Source organism: Kitasatospora sp. NPDC057738, assembly GCF_042798815.1.
In the GTDB taxonomy this organism is placed as follows: domain Bacteria; phylum Actinomycetota; class Actinomycetes; order Streptomycetales; family Streptomycetaceae; genus Kitasatospora; species Kitasatospora lactacystinica.
On record NZ_JBHVJT010000002.1, the window covers coordinates 191557 to 215180 of the forward strand.

Sequence of the window (23624 nt, forward strand, 5' to 3'; positions counted from 1 at the left end):
CTCTCCTGTGGAGAACTGCCGCAAAGCTGTGGACACCCCTGTGGACGCTCCTGTGGATAACCGGACCATCGATCCACCGTCAACCTGTTGACCTGGGATTACCTCGTTCCGGGCCTGTGCATGAGAAATTCTTCACACACCTCCGAACGGCTGTGGGCACAGAGCGGGCGAACCGCACCGCTCAAGATTTCGAGTAATGGTCACATAGCACTTACATCCATTACCTGTGGATGAGTAGCCTGGAGCCCATGACCGCCTCGCCCACGACCCCGGCCCCGGCCCCCTCGCGACGCCGGCACGACCGGGAGATCCTCGCCCTGGCCGTCCCGGCCTTCGGCGCGCTCGTCGCCGAACCGCTCTTCCTGATGGCCGACTCGGCGATCGTCGGCCACCTCGGCACCCCCCAGCTGGCCGGGGTGGGCGTCGCCTCCGCCGCGCTCTCCACCGCGACCGGCGTGTTCGTCTTCCTCGCCTACGCCACCACCGCGGCGGTCGCCCGCCGGATCGGCGCCGGAGACCGCCGGGGCGCCGTGCAGCAGGGCATCGACGGCATCTGGCTCGCCCTGGGCCTGGCCGTCCCGGTCGTGCTCCTCACCCTGCTGCTGGCCCCCTGGGCGGCCGACGTGCTGGGCGCCTCGGCGACCGCCGCGCCGCACGCGGTGACGTACCTGCGGATCAGTTCCCTGGGCATCCCGGCGATGCTCATGGTGCTGGCCGCCACCGGTGTGCTGCGCGGCCTCCAGGACACCCGCACACCGCTGGTGGTGGCCGTCGCGGGCTTCGCCGCCAACATCGGCCTGAACGTCGGCCTGGTGTACGGCGCCGGGCTCGGGGTGGCCGGGTCGGCCTGGGGCACCGTGCTCGCCCAGACCGGGATGGCCGCCGCCTACCTGGTCGTGGTGGTCCGCGGCGCCCGCCGGGAAGGGGCCTCGCTGCGGCCGGACACGGCGGGCATCCGGGCCAGTGCCAGGGCCGGCGGCCCGCTGCTGGTCCGGACGATCAGCCTGCGCGCGGTGCTGATGACCGCCACCGCGGTGGCCGCCCGGCTCGGCGACGACCAGGTGGCCGCCCACCAGATCACCATGACGCTGTTCAACTTCCTGGCCTTCGCGCTGGACGCCATCGCGATCGCCGGCCAGGCCATCATCGGCCGCTACCTCGGCGCCTCGGACGCCCCCGGCGCCCGGGCCGCCACCCGGCGGATGGTCGAGTGGGGCATCGTCTCCGGGCTGGTGCTCGGCCTGCTGGTGGTCCTTGCCCGCCCGCTGTACGTCCCGCTGTTCACGCCCGATCCGGCCGTCCGGGCCCAGCTGGACACCGCCCTGCTGCTGCTCGCGCTCACCCAGCCGGTGGCCGGCCTGGTCTTCGTGCTGGACGGCGTGCTGATGGGCGCCGGGGACGGGCCGTACCTCGCGTGGGCGGGGCTCGCGACCCTGGCGGTGTTCGTCCCGGTGGCGCTGGCGGTCCCGGCCACCGGCACCGGACTGGCCGGGCTCTGGTGGGCGATGAACCTGTTCATGCTGCTGCGGGCCGGCTTCCTGGCCTGGCGCGCCCGCGGCGGCAAGTGGCTGGTCACCGGGGCGGTGCGCGGCTGAAACGCCTCCGGACGGGACTCCCTCGGGGGTCCCGTCCGGAAATGACCGAGGGCCGGACTCCCGGAGGAGTCCGGCCCTCGGGCCTTGGCTACGGAGCTCAGGCAGCCACGACGGCGACGTCGAGGTTGGCCACGACGTCCGAGTGCAGCTTGACCGAGACCTTGTGGGAGCCCACGGTCTTGATCGGCGAGCCGATCGCGACGGCGCGCTTGTCCACGGCCGGGCCGCCGGCGGCCTTGATGGCCTCGACGACGTCGGACTGGGTCACCGAGCCGAACAGACGGCCGGCCTCGCCCGAGCGGACGGCCAGCTTGACCTGGACGCCCTCGAGCTGACCCTTGACCTCGTTGGCGGCCTCGAGGGTCTGGATGGCGTGGATCTTCCGGGCGCGACGGATGGCGTCGACGTCCTTCTGACCACCCTTGGTCCAGCGGATGGCGAAGCCACGCGGGACCAGGTAGTTGCGGGCGTAGCCGTCCTTGACCTCGACGACCTCGCCGGCGGAGCCGAGACCCGGCACCTCGTGCGTGAGGATGATCTTCATTACTTGGTCACCCTCTCTTAGCGCGCGGTGCTGGTGTAGGGCAGCAGCGCCATCTCACGGCTGTTCTTCACGGCCGTGGCGACGTCACGCTGGTGCTGGGTGCAGTTGCCGGTCACCCGACGGGCACGGATCTTGCCGCGGTCGGAGATGTACTTCCGCAGCAGGTTCGTGTCCTTGTAGTCAACGTAGTTGACCTTGTCCTTGCAGAAGACGCAAACCTTCTTCTTCGGCTTGCGAGCAGGCGGCTTCGCCATTGTGTGCTCCATTTGGGGTTCACGGCCCGGCGGGCGTCCGAGGACGCCGGCCGCCGGGCCGCACGAAATCTGTCAGCTCTTAGAACGGGGGCTCTTCCGAGAAACCGCTACCACCGGACGGGGCACCCCAGCCGCCGCCCTGGTTTCCACCGGACGGGGCGCTGGAGGCCCAGGGGTCGTCGGAGGGACCGGACTGGCCGCCACCGGAGTTTCCACCCCAGTTGCCGCCGCCCTGCTGGCCGCCACCGCCGCCGCCCCAGTTGCCGCCGCCCTGCTGGCCGCCGCCCTGCTGGCCGCCGAAGCCGCCACCGGGGCCGCCGGACCGGTTGGCCCGGGTGACCTTGGCGGTCGCCGAACGCAGGCTCGGACCGACCTCGTCGACCTCGACCTCGAAGACCGTCCGCTTCTCGCCTTCCTTGGTCTCGTAAGACCGCTGGCGCAGTCGGCCCTGCACGATGACGCGCATGCCGCGCTGCAGCGACTCGGCCACGTTCTCCGCCGGCTGCCGCCAGACGTTGCACGTGAGGAAGAGGCTCTCGCCGTCCTTCCACTCGTTCGTCTGACGGTCGAAGGTGCGGGGGGTGGACGCGATGCGGAACTTCGCGACCGCCGCACCCGACGGGGTGAAGCGCAGCTCGGGGTCGTCGACGAGATTGCCGACGAGGGTGATGACGGTCTCGCCTGCCATGGTGGTGATGACCTCTCGGGAAGATGTCCGTTCGCCGCTGTTTCACGTGAAACAGCGGACGCGAGCTACCCGAGACCCGAAGGCCTCAGAGGTGGCTCAGTGGGTGTCCGGGCGCAGGACCTTGGTCCGCAGAACCGACTCGCTCAGGCCCAGCTGGCGGTCGAGCTCCTTGACGACCTCAGGCGTGGCCTTGAGGTCGATGACCGAGTAGATGCCCTCGGACTGCTTGTTGATCTCGTAAGCCAGACGGCGGCGACCCCAGGTGTCGACCTTCTCCACCTTGCCACCCGCGTTGCGGACGACGGCGAGGAAGCTCTCGATCAGGGGGGAGACAGCGCGCTCCTCGACCGAGGGGTCGAGGATGACCATCAGCTCGTAGTGACGCATGAGTAACCCACCTCCTTTGGACTCAGCGGCCACGGTCTCTCCGTGGCAGGAGGGTTGTGCGTAGCGTCGGCACCGGAGCAGTGACGACTCCGGCCCACCGTAGCGGCCGGGTCGGACAGTCGGCCCCCTGCTCCACCCGAAAGTGGTCGTCGCCCGGAAGCGGACGCAAAGGGGGCACAACTACACCAGTGCAGACGGCACAGCCTACCTGCACCCGGACGGCCGAACAAAACGCATAGGGGTTGTGAGAGCGACCCAAGCACCGCAATCTGGACGGAACGGGATTCCTGCCCGTTCGTCTCCACGCCAGGAGGTGGGACCCATGGCCCAGTCCGTCCACCGCATGCCCGCCCTCACGCTGAACACCGACGGCCACCCGCACCCCCGCGAGAACACCCTGGTGGGCGTCACCGCCCTGCTGGGCGTGATCGCGTTCACCACCTCGTTCTTCCACAACCTGCACCTGCTGACCTCGTGGACCGGCCTGTTCGGCATCGTCACGGGCCTGTGGGGCATGTTCGTCTCGGTCACCACCGCCGAGCGCTTCGTCCTGATGGTCTCGCTCGGCGCCGCCGCGCTCGGCTTCTACCTCGGCATCGCCCGGGGCGGTCTCTGGGGCTGACCCCTCCCCCTCCCCCGCGCCCGCCCCGCGCCACCGCCACCGCCACTGGGACCGAGCCCACAGGGCCCGCCCGGAACCCTCGCCGCCCCCGTCGCGTATCTGCAGAGGAGACAGGTACCCGGCGGGGGCGCCGTCGTGCCCACCACGACGGGTGCCCGAGCCCCGGACGATAGGGTCAGCCCGAGAACTGGGGCCACCGCAGCCCGACCGACGAGGAGCACCGAGCAATGAGCCTGCGCCTGAGGACGATCACCCGCGAGGAGCACCTCGCCTTCATCAGGAGCCGCGCCTCGGCCAGCCACATGCAGGTGCCGTCGTGGGGTGACGTGAAGGCCGAGTGGCGGTCCGAGTCGATCGGCTGGTTCGACGAGGCCAACCAGCTCGTCGGCGCCGGCCTGGTCCTGTACCGCCAGCTGCCCAAGCTCAAGCGCTACCTCGCCTACCTGCCCGAGGGCCCGGTCATCGACTGGTTCGACCGCGACCTCGACCGCTGGCTCTCCCCGATGCTGGCGCACCTCAAGTCGCAGGGCGCGTTCTCGGTGAAGATGGGCCCGCCGATCGTCATCCGCCGCTGGAACGCCCCCACCATCAAGGAGGCCATCGCCGCCAAGCAGGCCAAGCGCCTGCGCGACGTCGAGGCCGACTGGTACGAGGCCCGCGCCTTCGAGGTGGCCGACCGGCTGCGCAAGGCCGGCTGGCTCCAGGGCGAGGACGGCGGCGCGGGCTTCGGCGACGTCCAGCCCCGCTACGTCTTCCAGGTGCCGCTGGCCAACCGCTCGCTGGACGACATCCACAAGAACTTCAACCAGCTCTGGCGCCGCAACATCAAGAAGGCCGAGAAGAGCGGCGTCGAGGTCGTCCAGGGCGGCTACGACGACCTGCCGATCTTCCACCAGCTCTACCTGGTCACCGCCGAGCGCGACAAGTTCACCCCGCGCCCGCTGGCCTACTTCCAGCGGATGTGGAAGGCCCTCGTGGCCGAGGACCCGAACCGCATGCGGCTCTACATCGCCTACCACCAGGGCGAGCCGCTGGCCGCCACCACGATGCTCGTGGTCGGCGAGCACGTCTGGTACTCCTACGGCGCCTCGGCCAACCACAAGCGCGAGGTCAAGCCGTCCAACGCCATCCAGTGGCGGATGATGCGCGACTCCTACGCCCTCGGCGGCGGGGTGTACGACCTGCGCGGCATCAGTGACACCCTGGACGAGGACGACCACCTGTTCGGTCTGATCCAGTTCAAGGTCGGCACCGGCGGCCAGGCGGCCGAGTACCTCGGCGAGTGGGACTTCCCGCTCAACAAGCTGCTGCACAAGGCCCTCGACCTCTACATGTCCCGCCGCTGAGGAGGCTGCCCCGATGACGCTGTCGCTCTACCTCGACACCGAACGCTGGCGCACCCACCAGCGCTCCGTCCTCGCCGAGTTCCCCGGCCTGGTGCCGGTCGCCAAGGGGAACGGCTACGGCCTGGGCAACCACCGGCTGGCCGAGGAGGCGACGCTGCTGGGCACCGGGGTGCTCGCCGTCGGTACCGCGTACGAGGCGGCCGACGCCGCCGAGTGGTACGGCGGTGAGCTGCTGGTGCTCACCCCGTACCGGGTCGGCGAGGAGGCGCTGCCGCTGCCGCACGCCCGGGTGATCCGGACGGTGGCCAGCGTGGACGCGCTGCGCGCGCTGCACGGCGCCCGGGTGGTGCTGGAGTGCATGACCACCATGCGCCGGCACGGCGTGAGCGCGGACGACCTGCGCACCGTCGCCGCCGAGCTGGAGGGCGTGAGCTTCGAGGGCCTGGCGCTGCACCTGCCGATGGACCGGCCGGACGGCTCCAGCCCCGTCGAGGAGGTCGCGTACTGGGTGGACACCGCCCGGGCGGCCGGCATCCCGGTGCACACCGTGTTCGTCAGCCACCTCGGCGCGGCCGGGCTGGACCAGCTGGCCCAGCGCTACCCGCAGACGGTCTTCCGGGCCCGGATCGGCACCCGGCTCTGGCTGGGCGACCACGCCGCGCTGGAGGTCCGGGCCACCGTCCTGGACGTCACCCAGCTGCGCAAGGGCGACCGCTACGGCTACCGCCAGCACCCGGCGCCCTCCGACGGCCACATCCTGGTGGTCGCCGGCGGCACCGCGCACGGCATCGGCCTGGAGGCGCCCAAGTACGTCCAGAGCATGGGGGCGCGGGCCAAGGGCATCGCCCGGGCCGGCCTGGCGACGGTCAACAAGACCAAGTCGCCGTTCCACTGGGCCGGCAAGCAGCTGTGGTTCGCCGAGCCGCCGCACATGCAGGTCTCGCTGCTGTTCCTGGACGGGGAGACCACGCCCCCCGCGATCGGCGAGGAGCTCGGTCTCCAGGTCCGGCACACCACCACGCACTTCGACCGCGTGGTGGACCGCTGAGCTACGGCTTCTCGGCCGGCTCCGGCAGTTCGGGCTCGTCGAGCCACTGCCCGGGGCCGGCCGGCGCGTACGCGGCGTAGCTCTCCTCCTCGCGCAGCCGACGGGCGGTGCCCAGCACGGACACGTCCGGGGCGTGGTCCAGCACCCCGCCGGAGGGGTCGTCGCTGCCGTCCCAGCGGACCGGGTCGTGGTCCGGGTGGAGGACGTCGCGGACCACCATGGCGACCAGGTAGAGCGTGCCCAGCAGGTGCAGTCCGATCGCGAAGTGGTACCAGCCCTCGCTGATCCCGTGCTGCTTGGAGCCGGTGACCAGGCCCAGGTGGGACCAGATGCCCAGGGTGTAGAGCACCTCGCAGGCCTGCCAGATCAGGAAGTCCCGCCAGCGCGGCCGGGCCAGCACCGCGAGCGGCAGCAGCCAGAGCGCGTACTGCGGCGAGTACACCTTGTTGACCAGCACGAACAGCGCGACCACCAGGAAGGCCAGCTGGGCGAAGCGCGGCCGGCGCGCGGCCGAGAAGCCGAGCCACGCTATGGCCAGGCAGCCCAGCACCATCAGCACGCCGATGTAGACGTCGAGGTCGGCCAGCCCGGCGCCGCGGCGCTGCATCAGGATCAGCCAGAACGAGCCGTAGTCCTCGCCGCGGTGCTTGCTGAACACGTAGAAGGTCGACCAGCCCCGCCAGTTGGCCAGCATGATCGGCAGGTTGACCACCAGCCAGGCCCCGACCGCGCCGCCCAGCATCACCCGGAACTCGCGCCACTTGCCGGCCCGCCAGCAGAGCACCAGCAGCGGGCCGATCAGCAGCAGCGGATAGAGCTTGGCCGCGGTGGCCAGACCGATGAAGACACCGGCCCAGCCCGGCCGGGCACCGGCCCACCAGGCCATCGCCACGGCGGCCAGGGCGACCGCGAGCAGGTCCCAGTTGACGGTGCCGTTGAGCAGCAGGACCGGGGCGAGCGCGAACAGCAGCGCGTCCCACGGGCGGCGCCGGTGGGTGCGCGAGAGCGCCACCGCGGCGACCACGGCGCAGGCCATCAGCAGCCCGGCGTTGATCGCCCAGAACCACTGCTCCTGGCTCTGCTGGTCGCCGCCGCCGGGCGTCAGCCAGGCCGCGACCTGCATGAACAGGCCGGTCAGCACCGGGTACTCCAGGTACTGGAGGTCCCCCGAGGAGCCCGGGATGCGGTCCACGTACGGGTGCAGCCCGGCCGCGAAGCCGCGTCCGGAGAACAGGTGCGGGATGTCGCTGTAGCAGGCGTGGATGTACTGCGGCGAGCCCGGCTGGAACCAGGCCTGCTCGTAGCAGGGCAGCTTCTGCACCATGCCGAGCACCGACACCACGATCACCGCGAGCGCCAGGAAGCGCGCCGGGATCCACCAGGAGACGCCGAGCAGCGCCCGGCGGCCCGGCGGCCCGCCGAACACCTCGCTGCCGGCCGCCGCCACCGGGTCCTCGTCGGCCGGGACGACCACGGTGTTGACCGGTGGCGCGGCCGTGGCGACGGCTGCCGGGAGGGGCCCTGCGGCGGCGCCGGACCCGACCGGGCCGGCGGTTTCGTCACGATCGCTCGACGTCATGCCGGACATCCTGCCGCACCGATCCCGTCGGGACGAGGAGGCCCCCGCAACGGTCCGCGCCCCCGTACGGCGGGCGGGCCGCCGGTCGCGACGCGACGGCCGGCCCGGAAACGGCGGTGATCCGGACGAAAACGGCGGTGGCGGCCCTCCGAGGAGGACCGCCACCGCCGTTCGGGGTCGAGCCGGGACCGGGCTACTGCCCGGCTGCCGCGCCCTGTTGGCCGCCGCCGGTGCTGCTCGGCGTCGGCCTGCCGCCACCGCCCGGCTTTCCGCCGCCGCCCGGCGACGAGCTGTCCGTCGGTCCCGGGGGCTGCGTCTGGCAGCCGACGAACGGCAGACAGCTGTTGCCCGGGTGCGGGTTCTTGGTGCTGGACGGGCTGGGCTGGTCGCCGGGGCAGTCCACGCCGGGCACGCAGGTCTGGGTGGGCTGCGGCTGCACCGGCGGCTGCGGCGCCTGCGACTGGGGCTGCGCCGGGGCCGTCGGGGTGTCGGCCGTGGTCGGGGTGGCCGTCGCGGAGGCCGTGGACGGCGCACCGGAGGAGTCGACCTCGGTGCCGACCGGCTGCGGGGTCGGGAAGTCCATCTTCTTCTCGTTGGCCAGTGCGGCCCTCATGTACCGGGTGAAGACGTCGGTCGGGATGTCACCACCGTGGATGGACTCCTTGCCGCCGGTCCCGTTGAGCGACTGCCGCTCGTGCTTGGTCGGGTCCTCGCGCCACATCGCGACGCTGGTCACCAGCTGCGGGGTGTAGCCGACCCACCAGGCCGACTTGTTCTGGTCGGTGGTACCGGTCTTGCCGGCCACCGGGCGGCCCAGGTCCTTCGTCTTCTTTCCGGTACCGTTCACGGCCACGTTCACCAGCACGTCGGTGACGTTGTCGGCGACGGCCGGCTCCAGCGCGACCTTGGGCTCCTTCTTGCCGAAGCCCGGGCGCTCCACGCCGCTCACCTCGACCTTGGTGACCGAGTACGGCTCGGCCTCCTTGCCGCTGGCCGCCAGGGTGCCGTAGGCGGTGGCCATCCGGATCGGGCTGATGGTGGAGGTGCCGAGCGGGAAGGTCGCCGTCTTCGGGTCGGCGAGGCTCTCCTTCTTGACGCCCATCTGCACCGCGATGTCGGCCACGTTCTGGCCGCCGACGTCCTGGTTGAGCTGGACGAAGGGCACGTTGTACGAGTACTGCATGGCCTGCCGCAGCGAGACGTAGCCGCGCTTGCCGGAGTCCTCGTTCTTCTGCCGGTACGGCTTGCCGTCGTCGCCGATCACCAGCGAGCCGTCCGGCTTGCGGATCTCGGACATGTCGTCGGCGAGGTAGCGGCTGTCGGCGTTGATCCGCTTCGGCTTGCCCTTGTCGTCCTTCGCGGTCTGCACGCCGGTCTGCATCGCGGTGGCCAGCACGAAGGGCTTGAAGGTCGAGCCGACCTGGACGCCGGTGGCGTCGGCGTTGTTGTCGAAGTGGCCGTTCTCCACGCCGTCGCCGCCGTAGAGGGCGACGATCGCGCCGTCGCCGGGGCGGATGCTGGCGGAGCCGAACTGGATGTTGGTGTCGTTGTCCGGCCGCTTCTGCGGGTTGAGGTTCTCCGACTTGACGGCGTCGACGGCGCTCTTCAGCGCGTCGACCTTGTCCTTCTCGAAGGTGGTGTAGATCTTCAGGCCGCCCCGGTCGATCATCTGCGGGGTGATCGACTTGTCGGTGGCCATCACGTACTTGTTGGCGGTGTCGACCAGGTAGCTGATCTCACCGTTCATGTTGGAGCTGGGCTTCTGCGGGATCGGGTCCGGGAACACGTTGCACTTGGCGCGCTCGTCCGGGGTGATGGCCTTGGTGTCCACCATCTGGTCCAGGATCCAGCTCCACCGGCCCTGGGCCCGTTCCTTGTTGTCCGGGTTGGTGGGGTCGTAGTACGCCGCACCCTTGAGCAGACCGGCCAGCATGGCGCTCTGGCAGACGTTGAGGTCCTTGGCGTCCACCCCGTAGTACGCCTGGGCGGCCGCCTGGGCGCCGTTCGCGCCGCGGCCGAACCAGCTGGTGTTCAGGTAGCCGGTGAGGATCTCGGGCTTCTTCTTCTCCTGGTTGATCTTCAGCGTGATGAAGAACTCCTTCACCTTGCGGCTGAGGGTCTGTTCCTGGCTCAGGTAGGCGTTCTTCACGTACTGCTGGGTGATCGTCGAGGCGCCCTGGGTCTCACCTCCCTTCGCCATGTTCCAGACGGCGCGGAGCATGCCCTTGGGGTCGATGCCGCTGTCGGTCTGGAAGCTCTTGTTCTCCGCGGCGATGACGGCGTTCTGGAGGTTGGGGCTGATGTCCTTGAGCTCGACGATCTGACGGTTGGTCTGGCCCTTGCGGGTCATCTCCGTGTTGTCGGCCCAGTAGTAGATCGTGTTCTGGTTCTGCACCAGATCGTTCAGCTCCGGGACCTTGGTGCTCTGGTACAGGTAGAACACCAGGCCGACGAAGCAGCCGAAGACCAGCAGGAAGCCGCTCAGCCACTGCTTCCAGGACGGCAGCCAGCGCCGGATGCCGCTCTTGCCGAACCGCGGGTAGTCGATGAAGCGCTTCTTGCCGGGGCCCGCGGCCGCGGCGGCGGAGGCCGCGGCGTCACCGCGCCGGCCGCCCCCCTTGCCCTTCTTCTGGGCAGCCTTGCGCATCTCCGCACGGGTCATCCGGGGCTGTTGTGCGGTCTCCCTCACCCCCGAGGGGCGGCGTCGGCCGACGCCGTCCGAGCTCAGCTCGTCGGGCTCCGACCCACCTCCCCGACGGCCGCCGCCTCCCGGGGGCTGCTGCCCGTCACCGCCCGGGTTGGGCGTCCTTCGCCGTCGCTCGCTCATCTTCCAGCCACTCCTCGCCAGGCGTTTCCAGCCTGAAGGCAGGGTTCACGTCCGATGCCCGCAAACCGCCCTGATCCCGGAGGTGGTCCTCGTGCACACGCGACAGCGTACGCAGCACGGATATACAACTAATCGGACATCAGTTGCCAATGCCCGCAAAACGGCAACAGATCATTACAAGCCCGTTGCCAACCTCACCTGCGCGTCGGCTTGTGATCACATTCACGCGTGCCCCCCTTGCTCGTTCCGAGGGCCGGGTTTACTGTTCTCGATATATCGAGCCGATACATCGAAGCGGAATACCGCCGGATGCGGCGGCCGGACGGACACCGAGCGGGAGGAGGACGAAGGCAATGGGCAGACGCTCAGGAGTGCTGGAGTTCGCCGTCCTCGGACTGCTCCACGACGCCCCGATGCACGGCTACGAGCTGCGCAAGCGGCTGAACATCCTGCTCGGCACGTTCCGGGCGCTCTCCTACGGAACGCTCTACCCCTGCCTGAAGAGCCTGGTCGCCCAGGGCTTCCTGGTCGAGGACAACCCGGACGTCGAGTACGTCCCGGCCACCGCGCTCAACGGCAAGCGGTCCAAGATCGTCTACCGGCTCTCCGCCGAGGGGAAGCAGCGCTTCGAGGAACTGCTCGCCGACTCCGGCCCGGACGCCTGGGAGGACGAGCACTTCGGCGTGCACTTCGCCTTCTTCGGCCAGACCGACCGGGCCGTGCGGATGCGCGTCCTGGAGGGGCGCCGCAGCCGGCTGGAGGAGCGGCTGGAGCGGATGCGCAACTCGCTGGCCCGCGCGCGCGAGCGGTTCGACGACTACACCGTCGAACTCCAGCGGCACGGACTGGAGTCGGTGGAGCGCGAGGTCCGCTGGCTCAACGAGCTGATCGAGACCGAGCGGTCCAACCGCACCGGTCGGACCGGCTCCGACGCCGGCGGCCCCGCCGCCGGCCCCCACAAGACTTCGGACGGCCGTGGCCAGGAGGACGGGTCCCAGGACCCGCCCGGGCCACCGTACGACCGCCCGGGGCGCTCCGCCCAGGAGCGCTGACACCGCGCCAGCCCTGTGCCGCGCGGCAGGATCGGGCGCCTCGCGCCCGTACATGCAGTCATCGAAGAAGCAGGACGAGTTCCGCCGACCCCGGCGGTCCTCATGAGATCACAGGGAGCAACCGGAATGGGTTCGGTTCGCGTAGCCATCGTGGGCGTGGGCAACTGCGCCGCGTCGCTGGTGCAGGGTGTCGAGTACTACAAGGACGCCGACCCGGCCGGCAGGGTCCCCGGGCTGATGCACGTCCAGTTCGGTGACTACCACGTCCGTGACGTGGAGTTCGTCGCCGCCTTCGACGTCGACGCCAAGAAGGTCGGCTTCGACCTGGCCGACGCCATCGGCAACAGCGAGAACAACACCATCAAGATCTGCGACGTGCCGCCGACCGGCGTGACCGTCCAGCGCGGCCACACCCTCGACGGCCTGGGCAAGTACTACCTGGAGACCATCGAGGAGTCGGACGAGGCTCCGGTCGACGTCGTCCAGGTCCTCAAGGACCAGCAGGTCGACGTCCTGGTCTGCTACCTGCCCGTCGGTTCCGAGGACGCGGCCAAGTTCTACGCCCAGTGCGCCATCGACGCCAAGGTCGCCTTCGTGAACGCCCTGCCGGTGTTCATCGCGGGCACCAAGGAGTGGGCGGACAAGTTCACCGAGGCCGGCGTGCCGATCGTCGGTGACGACATCAAGTCCCAGGTCGGCGCCACCATCACGCACCGCGTGATGGCCAAGCTGTTCGAGGACCGCGGTGTCATCCTCGAGCGCACCATGCAGCTGAACGTCGGCGGCAACATGGACTTCAAGAACATGCTCGAGCGCGAGCGCCTGGAGTCCAAGAAGATCTCCAAGACCCAGGCCGTCACCTCGCAGATCCGCGACCGCGAGCTGGGCGCCAAGAACGTCCACATCGGTCCCTCGGACTACGTGGCCTGGCTGGACGACCGCAAGTGGGCGTACGTCCGCCTGGAGGGTCGCGCGTTCGGCGACGTCCCGCTGAACCTGGAGTACAAGCTGGAGGTCTGGGACTCCCCGAACTCCGCCGGTGTCATCATCGACGCCGTCCGCGCCGCGAAGATCGCCAAGGACCGCGGCATCGGTGGCCCGATCCTGTCGGCCTCCTCGTACTTCATGAAGTCCCCGCCGGTCCAGTACTTCGACGACGAGGCCCGCGAGAACGTCGAGAAGTTCATCCGCGGCGAGGTCGAGCGCTGAGCGGCTGACCGCTCACGGCTCGCACAGCCGTAGGAAGGGCCCACGGTCTTCGGATCGTGGGCCCTTCACGTTCTCGCGGCCAATGTTTCACGTGAAACAGTGGCCGGTTCCATGGCACTCTGGGCGGGTGGCGATCACCGAGAACGGCAGCACCCACCAGTCCGCGCCCCGCGCCACGCTCCTGGACCTGCTGAAGGGCCGCGACTTTCGGCGGCTGCTGACCGCCCGGGTGCTCTCCCAGCTCTCGGACGGCGTCTTCCAGGTCTCGCTCGCCGCGTACGTGGTGTTCTCCCCCGAGAAGCAGTCCTCCCCCGCCGACATCGCCTCGGTGCTGGCCGTGATGCTGCTGCCGTTCTCGGTCATCGGCCCGTTCGCCGGCGTGCTGCTGGACCGCTGGCGCCGCCGCCAGGTGCTCTACTTCGGCAACCTGGCCCGCTTCGTGCTGGGCCTGGGCACCGGCGCGCTGCTGCTGGCGCAGGCGCCGACCTGGCTGTTCTTCGCCTCGGCCCTGCTGGTCACCGCGCTCAACCGGTTCATCCTGGCCGGCCTGTCCGCCGCCCTGCCCCGGGTGGTGGAGCAGGACCAGCTGGTCACCGCCAACGCCCTCTCCCCCACCCTCGGGACGGTCGCCGCCGCCTCGGGCGGGGGCATCGGCTTCGCGCTGCACCAGCTGATGGCTCCCGGGCCGCGGGCCGACGCCGCCCTGGTCACGGTGGCCGCGCTGCTCTACCTGTCGGCCGCGCTGGCCGCCCGGCGGATGGACCGCGACCTGCTCGGCCCGGAGCAGCACGAGGGCCGCCCGGCGCTCGGCCAGGCACTGGTCCGGGCCGCCGTCGAACTCGGCGCCGCGGTGCGCCACCTCGTGCGGGACTGCCGGCCCGCCGTGCACGCGCTGGCCGCCGTCACCGCGGCCCGGTTCTGCTACGGCGTGCTGATCGTGGTCGTGGTGATGCTCGCCCGGTACACCTTCAACGACCCGACCGACAGCGCGGCCGGGCTGGTCACCCTCGGCCAGGCGGTGGGTCTGTCCGCCGCCGGGTTCTTCGTCGCCGCGCTGGTCAGCCCCTGGTGCACCCGTCGGCTGGGCCTGGCCGGGTGGATGACGGCCTGCCTGGTCGCCCCCGTGGCCTTCGTCCCCGCCCTGGGCCTGAGCTTCACCCTGGTGCCCTGCCTGATCGCCGCCCTGCTGCTCGGGGTGGTCACCCAGGGCACCAAGATCTGCGCCGACACGGCGGTGCAGGAGTCGGTCGAGGACGAGTACCGCGGCCGGGTCTTCGCCATCTACGACGTGCTGTTCAACGTCGCCTTCGTGGCCGCCGCCCTGGTCACGGCACTGGTGCTGCCGCTGTCCGGCCGCTCGGTCGCGGTGGTGCTGGGGGTCGCCGGGGTATACGCCCTGACGGCGGTCCTCTACCTGCGCGCCGCCCGCCGGAGCCCGCTCCCCCGGTGACCAGGGCTCCTGGGAACCCTCGGGGCTCGCGGCCGACGGCGTCCGACCGACTCGCTAAGGTACTCGAACCTGTCGGATCGACAGAACTCCGTCTCGGGGGACGAACTGATGAGCACACCGCCGAATCCGTACGGCCCGGCCCCGGTGGGGCCGCCCGTCGCCACGCCGTACGGGGCACCGCCACCCCCGCCGGCCGCGCCGTACGGACCGCCGCCGGCCTACGGGCAGCCCGCACCACCGGCCCCGCCCGGCTACGGCCCGCCACCCGGGTACGGACAGCCGCCCGCCTACGGGCAGCAGCCGCCCGGCCAACCGCCCTACGGACAGCAGCCGTACGGGCAGCCGGCCCCCGGACCGTACGGGCAGCAGCCGCCCGCCGGACCGTACGGCCCGCCCCAGCCCGCCCCGGCGGCGCCGCCCGCGCCGGCCGCCAAGCGCGGCATCCGGTCCAAGCTGCGGATCGTCGGGCTGGTCGGCGGCTGCGTGGCGCTGGCCGTGGGCTACTTCGTGGCCGGGCCCAGCGTCAGCAGCGCCAAGCCCGGGGACTGTGTGCGGGCGAGCGGCTCCCGCGACGTCGAGATCGTCAAGTGCACTGACAGCAAAGCGAATTACCGTGTTCTGTCGAAGTTCGAGGGCACCACGGACGTGACCCGCTGCAAGCAGACGCCGCAGACCACGAGCGCGGTCTCGGGCAAGAGCGGCCGCCGCTGGAACAAGAAGCGGTACGTGCTCTGCCTCGGCCCGCTGGCGCCCACCACCACCGGCGTCCCGCCGGTGAAGAAGTCCTGACCCCTTCCGCCTCTCCTTTCCTTCCCGGGGGACCCCCTTGTCCGCTCCGCCTCCACCGCAGATGCCGTACGGCCCGCCACCGGGCGACGGCAACCCGTACGCCTCCGGCGGCTCCTACGGCGCACCGCCCCCACCGCCGCCGGCGCCCGGATACGGCGCACCACCGCCGGGGCCCGGATACGGCTACCCCGGCGCCCCGCCGCCCGAGCAGCCGTACGGGGTCCAGCCCCCGCCGGACGGCTACGGCTACGGGTACCCGCCGCCGCCGACGGACGGGACCACCTGCCGCTTCTGCGGCGGCTACCCGGCGGTGAACGCCACCGTCCGCGGCCACCAGGGCCTGATCATCGCCTACCGGATGCTGCGGATGACCGGCCCGTTCTGCCGCACCTGCGGAACGGCGACGGTGCGCGACATGTCGGCCCGGACGCTGGTCCAGGGCTGGTGGAGCCTGGTGTCCTGGCTGCTGACCCCGATCACGCTGCTGCTGAACCTCGGCCCGCACAACAAGTTCAAGCAGTTGCCGCCGCCCGTCCCGGGCAGCCACGGCCCCCAGCTGAACCCGGGCGTTCCGCTGACCCGCCGGCCGCACATCGCGATGCTGCTGGTGCCGGTCTCGCTGGCGGTCACCGTGGCCCTGGCCGCGACCGGGGTGCTCGGCCCGAAGAAGGGCGACCCGGTCGCCGACCCGACGCCGTCCCCCACCGTGCTGACCTTCTCGCCCATGCCGCTGCCGAAGCCGACCTACACGTCACCGGTCATCCCCATGCCGACCTTCACGCTGCCGGTCCCGACGCTGACGTTCCCGCCGGTCACCACGCCGACCGACTCGGACAGCAAGGTGGACTCGGCCAACCCCGGTGACTGCCTGCGCAACGCGAACGGCACCAGCGAGACCACCGACACCAACCCGAAGATCACCGTGGTGCCCTGCACCGACACCAAGGCGCAGTACAAGATCGTCTTCAAGTACCTCGCCACCTCCGACGAGAAGGCCTGCGAGAAGCAGCCGAAGTCGGACAGCTGGTACACCAGCAAGCACCCCAACCTCCCGGCCCTGGACTACGTGCTCTGCCTGAAGCAGCTCAAGTAGCCCGGTACGAAGGAGGGGTGGGGGGGGGAGCTCGGGGGGGGGGCCCCCCCCCCCTTTTTCTCCCCCCCCCCCCCCCCCCCAAGCCCGGCCGGTCAGCCGGCCGGGCGGCCGTCGAAGAGGCCCGGGAGCAGCCCCACGCACAGGAAGTCGATCAGGCCGACTTCCTGCGCACCACCTCGATAGGGGCGGGCAGAGAATATGCAGACCGGTCTACAGACTCGCCCCCGGCGCGGCCGGCGCCAAGGTGCCTGCGCCCGCGCCCGGGCGGGGGTGGGGCCGGATTGGGTCTTTGGGCGGGTTGGGGTTGGGGTCGGGGGGGGTGGTGCGGGGTCACTCGGTCCAGATGGCGGCGGCCGTACGGTCGTCGGCGTAGCCCTTGGCACGGACCTGGACCTGGCGGAGGAAGTCGACGGTGCCCGGCGGGTGGGGGTGGGCCCAGTGGGTGGAGAGGAAGTGCGCGACGGCCGGCTCGTCGGCGATGGGCCGGGCGAGGCCCGGGGTGCACAGGAGGAGGATGTCGCCCGGCGTCGCGGGGACGAGCCGGAAGCGGAACGGGCGCGGGCCGGGCACCGGGGCCTCGGGGAACGGCGGCTGACCGTCCGGGTGGTGCAGCAGCCGGGCCGCGTAGGCGTCGATCCAGTGGCCCGAGCGCAGCAGGTAGAGCCCGCCCGGACCGACGCCGAAGGCCGCGCGGTAACCGGCCTCCGGGTCCAGCGACACCATCAGGCAGTGCAGCGACGCCGGGGACGGGGTGTCGTCCCCCTCCGGCTGCGGTGCCAGGGCGCGCAGCGGGGCGGCCGCACCGGTGGCCAGGCGCTGGAGGCCGTAGCGGAGCCGGTCGCGGGCACCGTCGCGCAGGTCCGCGGCCAGGCCGGCCCGGCTGCGCCCGATCGCGGCGGCGAGATGGTGGCACGCCTCCCCGCTGGCGGCCGCGATCGCCTCCGGGGTGACCGTCTCCTCCTCCGCGGCTCCGCCCGTACGGTCGAAGCCGCCGAGGACGGCGAGCAGCAGCCCGTCCGGGCCCTCACCGAACCGGGTGACCAGCAGGGAGTCGCGGCGCGGCTCACCCCGGTAGCGCGCGGAGTCGCCCCGGACGGAGGCGGCGCGCAGGACGGACGGACCGTACTGGGCGCCGTCCAGCACGGTGTCCGGGACGAGCGCGCGCAGTGCGCCCGGGTCCGCCTCGGGTACGGCCGTCGGCTCGGGTCCGTAGGTCGGGGGGCGCTCGCCGACGTGCGGGACCGCGGCGCCGCCGTCGGCGAGCGGTGCGCGGACGGCCAGGCGGGGGTCGGGGACGGCGGCGGTCTGGGCCACGGGCTCCGGGTCGGGTTCCGAGGCGTGGACGGGTTCGGGCTCGGGAGCGGAGCTGGGGGCGGGAGCGGGGGCGGGCGGCTCGGACTTCTCCGCCTCTACCAGCGGCACCAGTTCCTCGGGGTGCTCGGGGTGCTCGGGCTGCTCCGCAACGGCGGGTACGGGGTCCGGCTGCGCCGGTTCGGGGGCGGGCGGCGGGGTGGGCTTCTCCAGCGAGACCGGGTCCGGGTCCGGGACCACGTCCGGGGCTGGGGCTGGGGCCGGGTTTGAGTCCGGACCCGGTACGGCCTCCGGCTCGGGTGCGGGTTCGGGTGCCGATGCCTGCTCGGGTTCCGGCTCGGATTCCGGGTCCGGCTCGGGTTCCGGTTTGGGTGCGGGTTCCGGTTTGGGTGCGGGTTCCGGGTCCTGCTCCGGGTCCCGCGCGCGCGCCGTCCTCGGTGCGTCGTCGGCGAAGTCGGGGGCCGGGAAGCGGTGGGTCTCCGGGGAGGTCCGCTGACGCCCGATCCCCTCCGCTCCGCCGATCACGCCGACCGCGGTGTCGAACCAGTCGTCGATGCTGTCCCGGCCCGCCGAGCCCGCCGAGCCCTCAGAACCCGCCGCGCCGTCGGGCTCCCCGGAAGCCGCTACGGCCGTCTCCGGCTCGGGTTCGGGCTCGGGCTCCGGTGCCGGTTCCGGTTCCGGTTCCGGTTCCGCCGAGCGCTGCTGCCCGATGAGCCCGGCCGCCGTGTCGAACCAGTCGTCCACGCTGCCGTCCCCCGGGTCGGCGTGCGGGGTGTCCGGGAGGGTGCCCGTCGGACCGTCGTAGACGGCGTCCCACCAACCGTCGTCCGGCCGGTGCGGCTGTGCGGGTGCACCCTGCTTGCTCATCTGGCGGCTCCTGGTCGTTCCGTGGTCGCGCCGCCCCCGGCGGGCCGGGCTGACGACATTGTTCTCCACCTGCGACGACCCTGTCCGGGTTTCGGCGACAACCGGTCACCCACCGGAGCATCCCGGCCACCGCGCTCACCAGGCCGTTCACCAGGCCGTTCACCGGGCGGTTCGCCGGGCCGTCCACGGTGGCGTCGCCCGGTCGTCCGCTCCCGTTCCGTCCGTGCTTGCCGGATGTGTCCGGAGCAGGGCGTTTCCTGGCCATCCGGGTGTGCGGGCCCCCGAAAATGAGGGCCGATGGGGGGCATCGCATCACTCGTTCGGCTGATTAAATGTGCGCATGACCGCGTCGGCCCCCAGTTCGCCCCGACCGGGGAGGGCCGCATCCGCGGGCCGCCCGGCAGGTGGGCTGTTGGTCCTGCTGCTCGTCACGCTGTTGACGCTGCTGCCCTGCGCGGGCCAGGCCAAGGCGGTGGACGGCTCCGGCCAACCGGCGCCGCACGCGGCCCCGGTCAGCGCCGTCACCGTCGTCAGCGTGGTCAGTGTCCAGGTCGCCACCGGGCACTCCTCCTACACCGGTCACGCCGCGAAGGTCACCGGGGCCACGAAGTCCTCGGACCACCACCGGACGGCCGAGGAGCAGGGGCACTGGATCCTCTGCACCGCCGACGGCCAGCCGCCGCGCAACAACGGCTGCTCCAGCCATCCGTACTGCTCGCAGGACGCCCAGCTGCCGAACCCGCCGCCGCAGCCGCAACCCGCCGTGTCACCGCTGACCCCGGCCGCGCCCGAGGCGCTGCCCCGGGTGGTGCCCACCGGTCTGCTCGACGGCGCGCACCCGGTGCCCGATCTGCACGAACTCCAGGTCCACCGGTCCTGAGTGGAACCCACCGCCGGCGCAGCCGCCGACGGATCCGTTTCTCCTCTCACACCAGCTGACCGCCGCCACCGACCGGTGCGGCGGGGACAAGGACGACCACCATGGGTTCCGCCTCCAAGCAGTCCAACAAGCCCGGCGGCAAGCAGGACGGCCTCGACCGCCGCGCCCGGATCGCCGAGCTGCGCGCCGCCGAGCAGCGCCGCGACCGCCGCAACAAGATCGTCGCCTCGGTGGCGGCCGGCGTGCTGGTGATCGGTGCGATCGCCACCGGCACCTGGATCGTCATGGACCAGAACCAGAAGAAGAAGGACAAGGAGACCGCCGCCAACGCGGACATCCCGGGCGTGAAGACCTTCGGCGAGCTGAGCCGCACCCACGTCAAGGACAAGGTCACCTACCCGATGACCCCGCCGGTCGGCGGCGACCACAACGCGATCTGGCTGGACTGCATGGGCCACGTCTACGACCAGCCGGTCGAGAACGAGCGCGCCGTCCACTCGCTGGAGCACGGCGCCGTCTGGGTGACGTACAACGGCAAGGCCACGCCGGACGACGTCAAGACCCTCTCCGACCGGGTCAAGAAGACCCCGTACTCGCTGATGAGCCCGTACCCGGACGAGCAGGGCACCATCACCCTGAACGCCTGGAGCACCCAGCTGACCGTGGACAGCGCCAGCGACCCGCGGGTGGAGCAGTTCTTCACCAAGTACGTCCAGGGCAAGCAGACCCAGGAGCCGGGCGCCTCCTGCACCATGGGGCAGATGTGACCGCCGGCGCGGGCCGCCCCGGCGAGGCCGTGACGGCGGACAGCGCGGGCACCGTGGACGCCGTGGACACCGTGGACGCCGTGGACACCTCGGCGGACGGCGTCCAGGAAGTGGGGGCCCCGCGCCGCCGCCGCATGTGGTGGCCGGCCGCGCTGGCCGCCGCCGTGGCGCTGGCGCTCGGGGTGCCGGCCCTGGTGGCGAGCGGGACATCGGCGTCCGGCTCGTCCACGCTGTCCGTCCCCGCGAACGACTCCCCCGAGGCCGGGTTCGCCCGCGACATGGCGACCCACCACCAGCAGGCCGTGGACCTGTCGTTCGTCGTCCGGGACCGCACCGCCGACGAGCCGACCCGCACCCTGGCCTTCGACATCATCAACACCCAGGCCAACCAGCGCGGGATGATGATGGGCTGGCTCGACCAGTGGGGGCTGCCCCAGCACTCGACCGCCACGCCGATGGCGTGGATGGAGATGGGCCACGAGTACCAGGCCCACGACGGTTCGCTGATGCCGGGCATGGCCACCAACACCCAGATCGCGAAGCTGCGCACGCTCAGCGGGCGGGACGCCGAGGTGTACTACCTCCAGCTGATGATCGAGCACCACAAGGGCGGCGTCGAGATGGCCCAGGGCTACGTCGACAAGGCCCGGAACGATGCCGAGAAGCGGCTCGCCCAGTCGATGGTGGTCGCCCAGACCTCCGAGCTCCAGCTGATGACCGACATGCTCAAGGAGCGCGGCGCCGAGCCCGGCGTGCCCGCCTCCTGAGTGCTCGTTCCGCGGGCTCGCCCTGCGGCTCGTACGTGTCCCTCGGGTCCGGGTGTCCCCGGGTCCCACCGGTCCCGTACATTCCGTACGTCCTGTACGTCCTGTACGTCCCGCAGGTCCCGCGTGTCCCCGGACGGCCGGGGCGCCGGCGGGGACGGTCCCGTACCGTCCCCGCCGCGCCCCGGCCGTCCGCCGTCTTCCCCCGCCCCCACCCCTCCGGAGAACCCTCGCATGACCCCCGACGCCCCCTGGCTGATCGCCGGCCTGGGCAACCCCGGCCCGTGGTTCCGGCTCACCCGGCACAACGCGGGCTTCCTCGCCGTGGACCGGCTGGCCGAACGGCACGGCGCCCGGTTCCGCCGGCGCGGGATCGCCACCCTGGTGGCCGAGATCGCCGTCGACGGCCACCGGGTGCTGCTGGCCAAGCCGCTGTGGTGGTCCATCAACCTGTCCGGCCGCCCGGTGGCCGCGCTGCTGCGCCGCCACGGCGTCCCGGTCGAGCGGCTGGTGGTGGTGCAGGACGACCTGGACTTCGCCTTCGGCTCCGCCCGGCTCAAGCGCGGCGGCGGCCCCGGCGGCCACAACGGGGTGCGCTCGGTGGGCGAGGTGCTCGGCACCCGGGACTTCGTCAGGCTGCGGTTCGGCATCGGACGTCCGCCGAAGGGCCAGAGCGTCGGGGACTTCGTGCTGAAGAAGTTCTCGGAGGAGGAACTGGCCGCCATGCCCGGCGAGTTGGACCGCTGCGCGGACGCCCTGGAGACGCTGGTGCGGCGCGGCCTGAACCGCGCCCAGGACGCCCTGAACGCACCGGTGCCCCCGCGCGCCCGTACCGACGCGCGGTAGCGGGGCCCCGCGCTCCTCAGGCCCGGACGGGCCGGGCGAGCAGCGCCGCCGCCGCGGCGACGGCGGCGAGCACGAGCAGTACCGTCCGCCCACCGGACTCGGCGCCCGCCAGGTGGACACCGAGGACGGACAGCGCCATGCCGAGCGCCGTGCCGAGACTGCGGGCCATGTTCACCATGCCGCCGCCGACCGCCGAGCACTGCGCCGGGATCGCCCGCATCACCAGCGCGTTGTTGGCGGGCAGCAGCAGACCCAGCCCGTAACCGGCGATCAGCAGCGGGGCCGCCGCCGCGTCCGAGGCCGGCAGCAGGGCGAACAGCAGCAGCCCGCCGGCCGCGAGCAGCGCACCCCGGCGGCACCTGGTCACGTCCGACCAGCCCCGGGGCAGCAGCCCGCCGCCGACCGTCGCGGCGAAGGCGAACCCGGCGGGCAGCAGGGTGATCACCAGGCCCGCGTGGGCCGTCGACACCCCGGCACCGGTGAGCAGCACCGGGCCCAGCACCAGCGGGCAGAACAGCAGCAGATAGCCGATCAGCCCCACCACCAGGCCGGAGCGCACGCCCGGGGTGTTGACCAGCCCGGGCGCCAGGATCGGCCGGGCGGCCCGCCGTTCCTGGCGCACCAGTGCCAGGGTCAGGGCGGCGGAGGCGAGCAGCAGGGCGGCCACCGCCCAGCCGGGCAGCGGCAGGCCGGAGGCGGTGGACAGGGCGAGCAGCAGCGAGGTGGTCGCCCCGGTGAGCAGCAGCAGGCCGGGCAGGTCGAAGCGGGCGGCGTCGCCGGTCGCGGTCCGGCGGGTCACGGTCCGGCCGGTCGCGGTCCGGCGGGCTTCGTTGCGGTGGGCATCGTTGCGGTGGGCAACGTTTCGACGGCGTCCGGCGCGGTGGGCTCCCCCGCCGGGGGAGTTCGCAGGGCGGGGGCCCGGTACGGCCGCGGGGGCGCCCGCCGCCCGGGTGCGGGGCAGCAGGAACCAGCCGGCCAGGATGCCGAACGCCGCGATCGGAACATTGACCCAGAACACCCAGCGCCACGAGGCGTGTTCGACCAGCAGCCCGCCGAGGCTGGGCCCGAGCGCCAGGCCGAGGCCCTGGGCGGAGGCCTGGATGCCGAGCGCGCGCCGCATCGCGCGCTCGGGGACGCCCCGCGCGACCAGGGCGACGCTGTTGGCCTGCATCATCGCGGCGCCCACCGCCTGGACGGCGCGGCAGCCGACCAGGGCCCAGAGGCCGCCGGCGAATCCGGCACCGAGCGAGGAGAGGCCGAAGACCGCGAAGCCGCCGATGTACATCGTCTTGCGGCCGACCAGGTCCGACAGCCAGCCGATCGGGGCCAGCAGGGCGACCAGGACCAGCAGGTAGGCGAGGGCGACCCACTCGACGGCGGCGAAGCCCGCGTCGAAGTCGCGGCCGATGGCGGGGAAGACCAGGGCGATGACACTGGCGTCCAGCTGGCCGAGGAAGGCGCCGAGACAGACCGTGCCGACGGCGAGCCAGTGGGCGTGGCGCCAGCCGGCTATGCCGCGCGGCCGGGGCCGCTCGGTGAGCAGCCGCGAGGCAAGGGCGGTGGCGTTCATGGGTACGAATATATCGGATACAGATATGTTCTCTCTACGAGCAGCTCGTTCTACGACAGGATGTGTCCCACGGTACGGACGGTGCCGGACGGACCCCCGCGGCGAGGCCTGCGACAGAGCCGCAACACGGCACGAC

21 protein-coding genes are annotated in these 23624 nt (G+C 71.9%); 13 read left to right on the top strand and 8 right to left on the bottom strand.

The window, feature by feature from the left end; translation table 11 throughout:
- The first annotated feature begins 248 nt into the window (after positions 1 to 248).
- Entirely contained in the window at positions 249 to 1595 is a 1347-nt protein-coding gene (locus tag ACFVGO_RS02045) for an MATE family efflux transporter (protein ID WP_380630630.1), read from the top strand.
- A 97-nt stretch (positions 1596 to 1692) separates the two neighbouring features.
- Here the strand turns inward: ACFVGO_RS02045 and rplI are convergent, their stop codons facing one another.
- The 4 genes from rplI to rpsF form a co-directional block, all read right to left on the bottom strand.
- On the bottom strand, positions 1693 to 2139 hold the full coding sequence (gene rplI, locus ACFVGO_RS02050; RefSeq protein ID WP_359909461.1) for a 50S ribosomal protein L9: 447 nt from the start codon (positions 2137 to 2139) through the stop codon (positions 1693 to 1695).
- A gap of 17 nt (positions 2140 to 2156) precedes the next feature.
- Positions 2157 to 2393, bottom strand: a complete 237-nt coding sequence (gene rpsR / locus ACFVGO_RS02055) for a 30S ribosomal protein S18 (RefSeq protein ID WP_030059640.1) — start codon at positions 2391 to 2393, stop codon at positions 2157 to 2159.
- Between the two features lie 79 nt (positions 2394 to 2472).
- Positions 2473 to 3081 (bottom strand): single-stranded DNA-binding protein, encoded by a 609-nt coding sequence (locus tag ACFVGO_RS02060; RefSeq protein ID WP_359909464.1) that lies wholly within the window; start codon positions 3079 to 3081, stop codon positions 2473 to 2475.
- 96 nt (positions 3082 to 3177) lie between these two features.
- Positions 3178 to 3468 carry a 30S ribosomal protein S6 gene (gene rpsF / locus ACFVGO_RS02065; RefSeq protein WP_188298654.1) on the bottom strand — a complete coding sequence of 97 codons (291 nt, stop codon included), beginning with the start codon at positions 3466 to 3468 and terminating at the stop codon, positions 3178 to 3180.
- 322 nt (positions 3469 to 3790) lie between these two features.
- Between rpsF and ACFVGO_RS02070 the strand changes: the two genes are divergently transcribed.
- The 3 genes from ACFVGO_RS02070 (at position 3791) to ACFVGO_RS02080 (ending at position 6484) form a co-directional block, all read left to right on the top strand.
- Positions 3791 to 4090: a hypothetical protein gene (locus tag ACFVGO_RS02070; RefSeq protein WP_359909468.1), complete on the top strand. Its 300-nt coding sequence runs from the start codon at positions 3791 to 3793 to the stop codon at positions 4088 to 4090.
- 227 nt (positions 4091 to 4317) lie between these two features.
- Positions 4318 to 5436, top strand: a complete 1119-nt coding sequence (locus tag ACFVGO_RS02075; protein ID WP_359909471.1) for a peptidoglycan bridge formation glycyltransferase FemA/FemB family protein — start codon at positions 4318 to 4320, stop codon at positions 5434 to 5436.
- A 13-nt stretch (positions 5437 to 5449) separates the two neighbouring features.
- Complete coding sequence (locus ACFVGO_RS02080) at positions 5450 to 6484, top strand: alanine racemase (protein WP_359909474.1); 1035 nt, start codon at positions 5450 to 5452, stop codon at positions 6482 to 6484.
- A 1-nt stretch (position 6485) separates the two neighbouring features.
- Here ACFVGO_RS02080 and ACFVGO_RS02085 read toward each other — a convergent pair whose 3' ends face one another.
- Together ACFVGO_RS02085 and ACFVGO_RS02090 are read right to left on the bottom strand one after the other, a co-directional pair.
- Positions 6486 to 8063 (bottom strand): glycosyltransferase 87 family protein, encoded by a 1578-nt coding sequence (locus ACFVGO_RS02085; protein ID WP_359909477.1) that lies wholly within the window; start codon positions 8061 to 8063, stop codon positions 6486 to 6488.
- A gap of 193 nt (positions 8064 to 8256) precedes the next feature.
- On the bottom strand, positions 8257 to 10725 hold the full coding sequence (locus tag ACFVGO_RS02090; protein WP_380357527.1) for a transglycosylase domain-containing protein: 2469 nt from the start codon (positions 10723 to 10725) through the stop codon (positions 8257 to 8259).
- A 518-nt stretch (positions 10726 to 11243) separates the two neighbouring features.
- On the opposite strand from ACFVGO_RS02090, the gene ACFVGO_RS02095 reads away from it, so the two are divergent.
- The 5 genes from ACFVGO_RS02095 to ACFVGO_RS02115 all read left to right on the top strand — a co-directional run bounded on the left by ACFVGO_RS02095 (position 11244) and on the right by ACFVGO_RS02115 (position 16483).
- Positions 11244 to 11942, top strand: coding sequence for a PadR family transcriptional regulator (locus tag ACFVGO_RS02095; RefSeq protein WP_359909483.1), 699 nt, complete (start codon positions 11244 to 11246; stop codon positions 11940 to 11942).
- 126 nt (positions 11943 to 12068) lie between these two features.
- Positions 12069 to 13151 carry an inositol-3-phosphate synthase gene (locus tag ACFVGO_RS02100; RefSeq protein ID WP_359909486.1) on the top strand — a complete coding sequence of 361 codons (1083 nt, stop codon included), beginning with the start codon at positions 12069 to 12071 and terminating at the stop codon, positions 13149 to 13151.
- A gap of 127 nt (positions 13152 to 13278) precedes the next feature.
- Positions 13279 to 14601, top strand: coding sequence for an MFS transporter (locus tag ACFVGO_RS02105; RefSeq protein ID WP_359909489.1), 1323 nt, complete (start codon positions 13279 to 13281; stop codon positions 14599 to 14601).
- Positions 14602 to 14709: 108 nt separating this feature from the next.
- Positions 14710 to 15390 carry a hypothetical protein gene (locus ACFVGO_RS02110; protein WP_359909492.1) on the top strand — a complete coding sequence of 227 codons (681 nt, stop codon included), beginning with the start codon at positions 14710 to 14712 and terminating at the stop codon, positions 15388 to 15390.
- 37 nt (positions 15391 to 15427) lie between these two features.
- Complete coding sequence (locus ACFVGO_RS02115) at positions 15428 to 16483, top strand: hypothetical protein (protein ID WP_359909495.1); 1056 nt, start codon at positions 15428 to 15430, stop codon at positions 16481 to 16483.
- A gap of 330 nt (positions 16484 to 16813) precedes the next feature.
- Here ACFVGO_RS02115 and ACFVGO_RS02120 read toward each other — a convergent pair whose 3' ends face one another.
- Positions 16814 to 18661 carry a hypothetical protein gene (locus tag ACFVGO_RS02120; protein ID WP_380630634.1) on the bottom strand — a complete coding sequence of 616 codons (1848 nt, stop codon included), beginning with the start codon at positions 18659 to 18661 and terminating at the stop codon, positions 16814 to 16816.
- Between the two features lie 412 nt (positions 18662 to 19073).
- On the opposite strand from ACFVGO_RS02120, the gene ACFVGO_RS02125 reads away from it, so the two are divergent.
- From ACFVGO_RS02125 to pth, 4 genes are all read left to right on the top strand, one after another.
- Positions 19074 to 19541 (top strand): hypothetical protein, encoded by a 468-nt coding sequence (locus ACFVGO_RS02125; RefSeq protein WP_359908029.1) that lies wholly within the window; start codon positions 19074 to 19076, stop codon positions 19539 to 19541.
- A 101-nt stretch (positions 19542 to 19642) separates the two neighbouring features.
- A complete protein-coding gene (locus ACFVGO_RS02130; RefSeq protein ID WP_359908032.1) occupies positions 19643 to 20308 on the top strand; it encodes a DUF3105 domain-containing protein in 666 nt (221 codons plus the stop codon).
- A gap of 134 nt (positions 20309 to 20442) precedes the next feature.
- Positions 20443 to 21075 (top strand): DUF305 domain-containing protein, encoded by a 633-nt coding sequence (locus ACFVGO_RS02135; RefSeq protein ID WP_380359306.1) that lies wholly within the window; start codon positions 20443 to 20445, stop codon positions 21073 to 21075.
- A 231-nt stretch (positions 21076 to 21306) separates the two neighbouring features.
- Positions 21307 to 21918: an aminoacyl-tRNA hydrolase gene (pth, locus tag ACFVGO_RS02140; RefSeq protein ID WP_359908038.1), complete on the top strand. Its 612-nt coding sequence runs from the start codon at positions 21307 to 21309 to the stop codon at positions 21916 to 21918.
- Positions 21919 to 21934: 16 nt separating this feature from the next.
- Here pth and ACFVGO_RS02145 read toward each other — a convergent pair whose 3' ends face one another.
- Complete coding sequence (locus ACFVGO_RS02145) at positions 21935 to 23488, bottom strand: MFS transporter (RefSeq protein WP_380630636.1); 1554 nt, start codon at positions 23486 to 23488, stop codon at positions 21935 to 21937.
- Positions 23489 to 23624 lie beyond the last annotated feature (136 nt).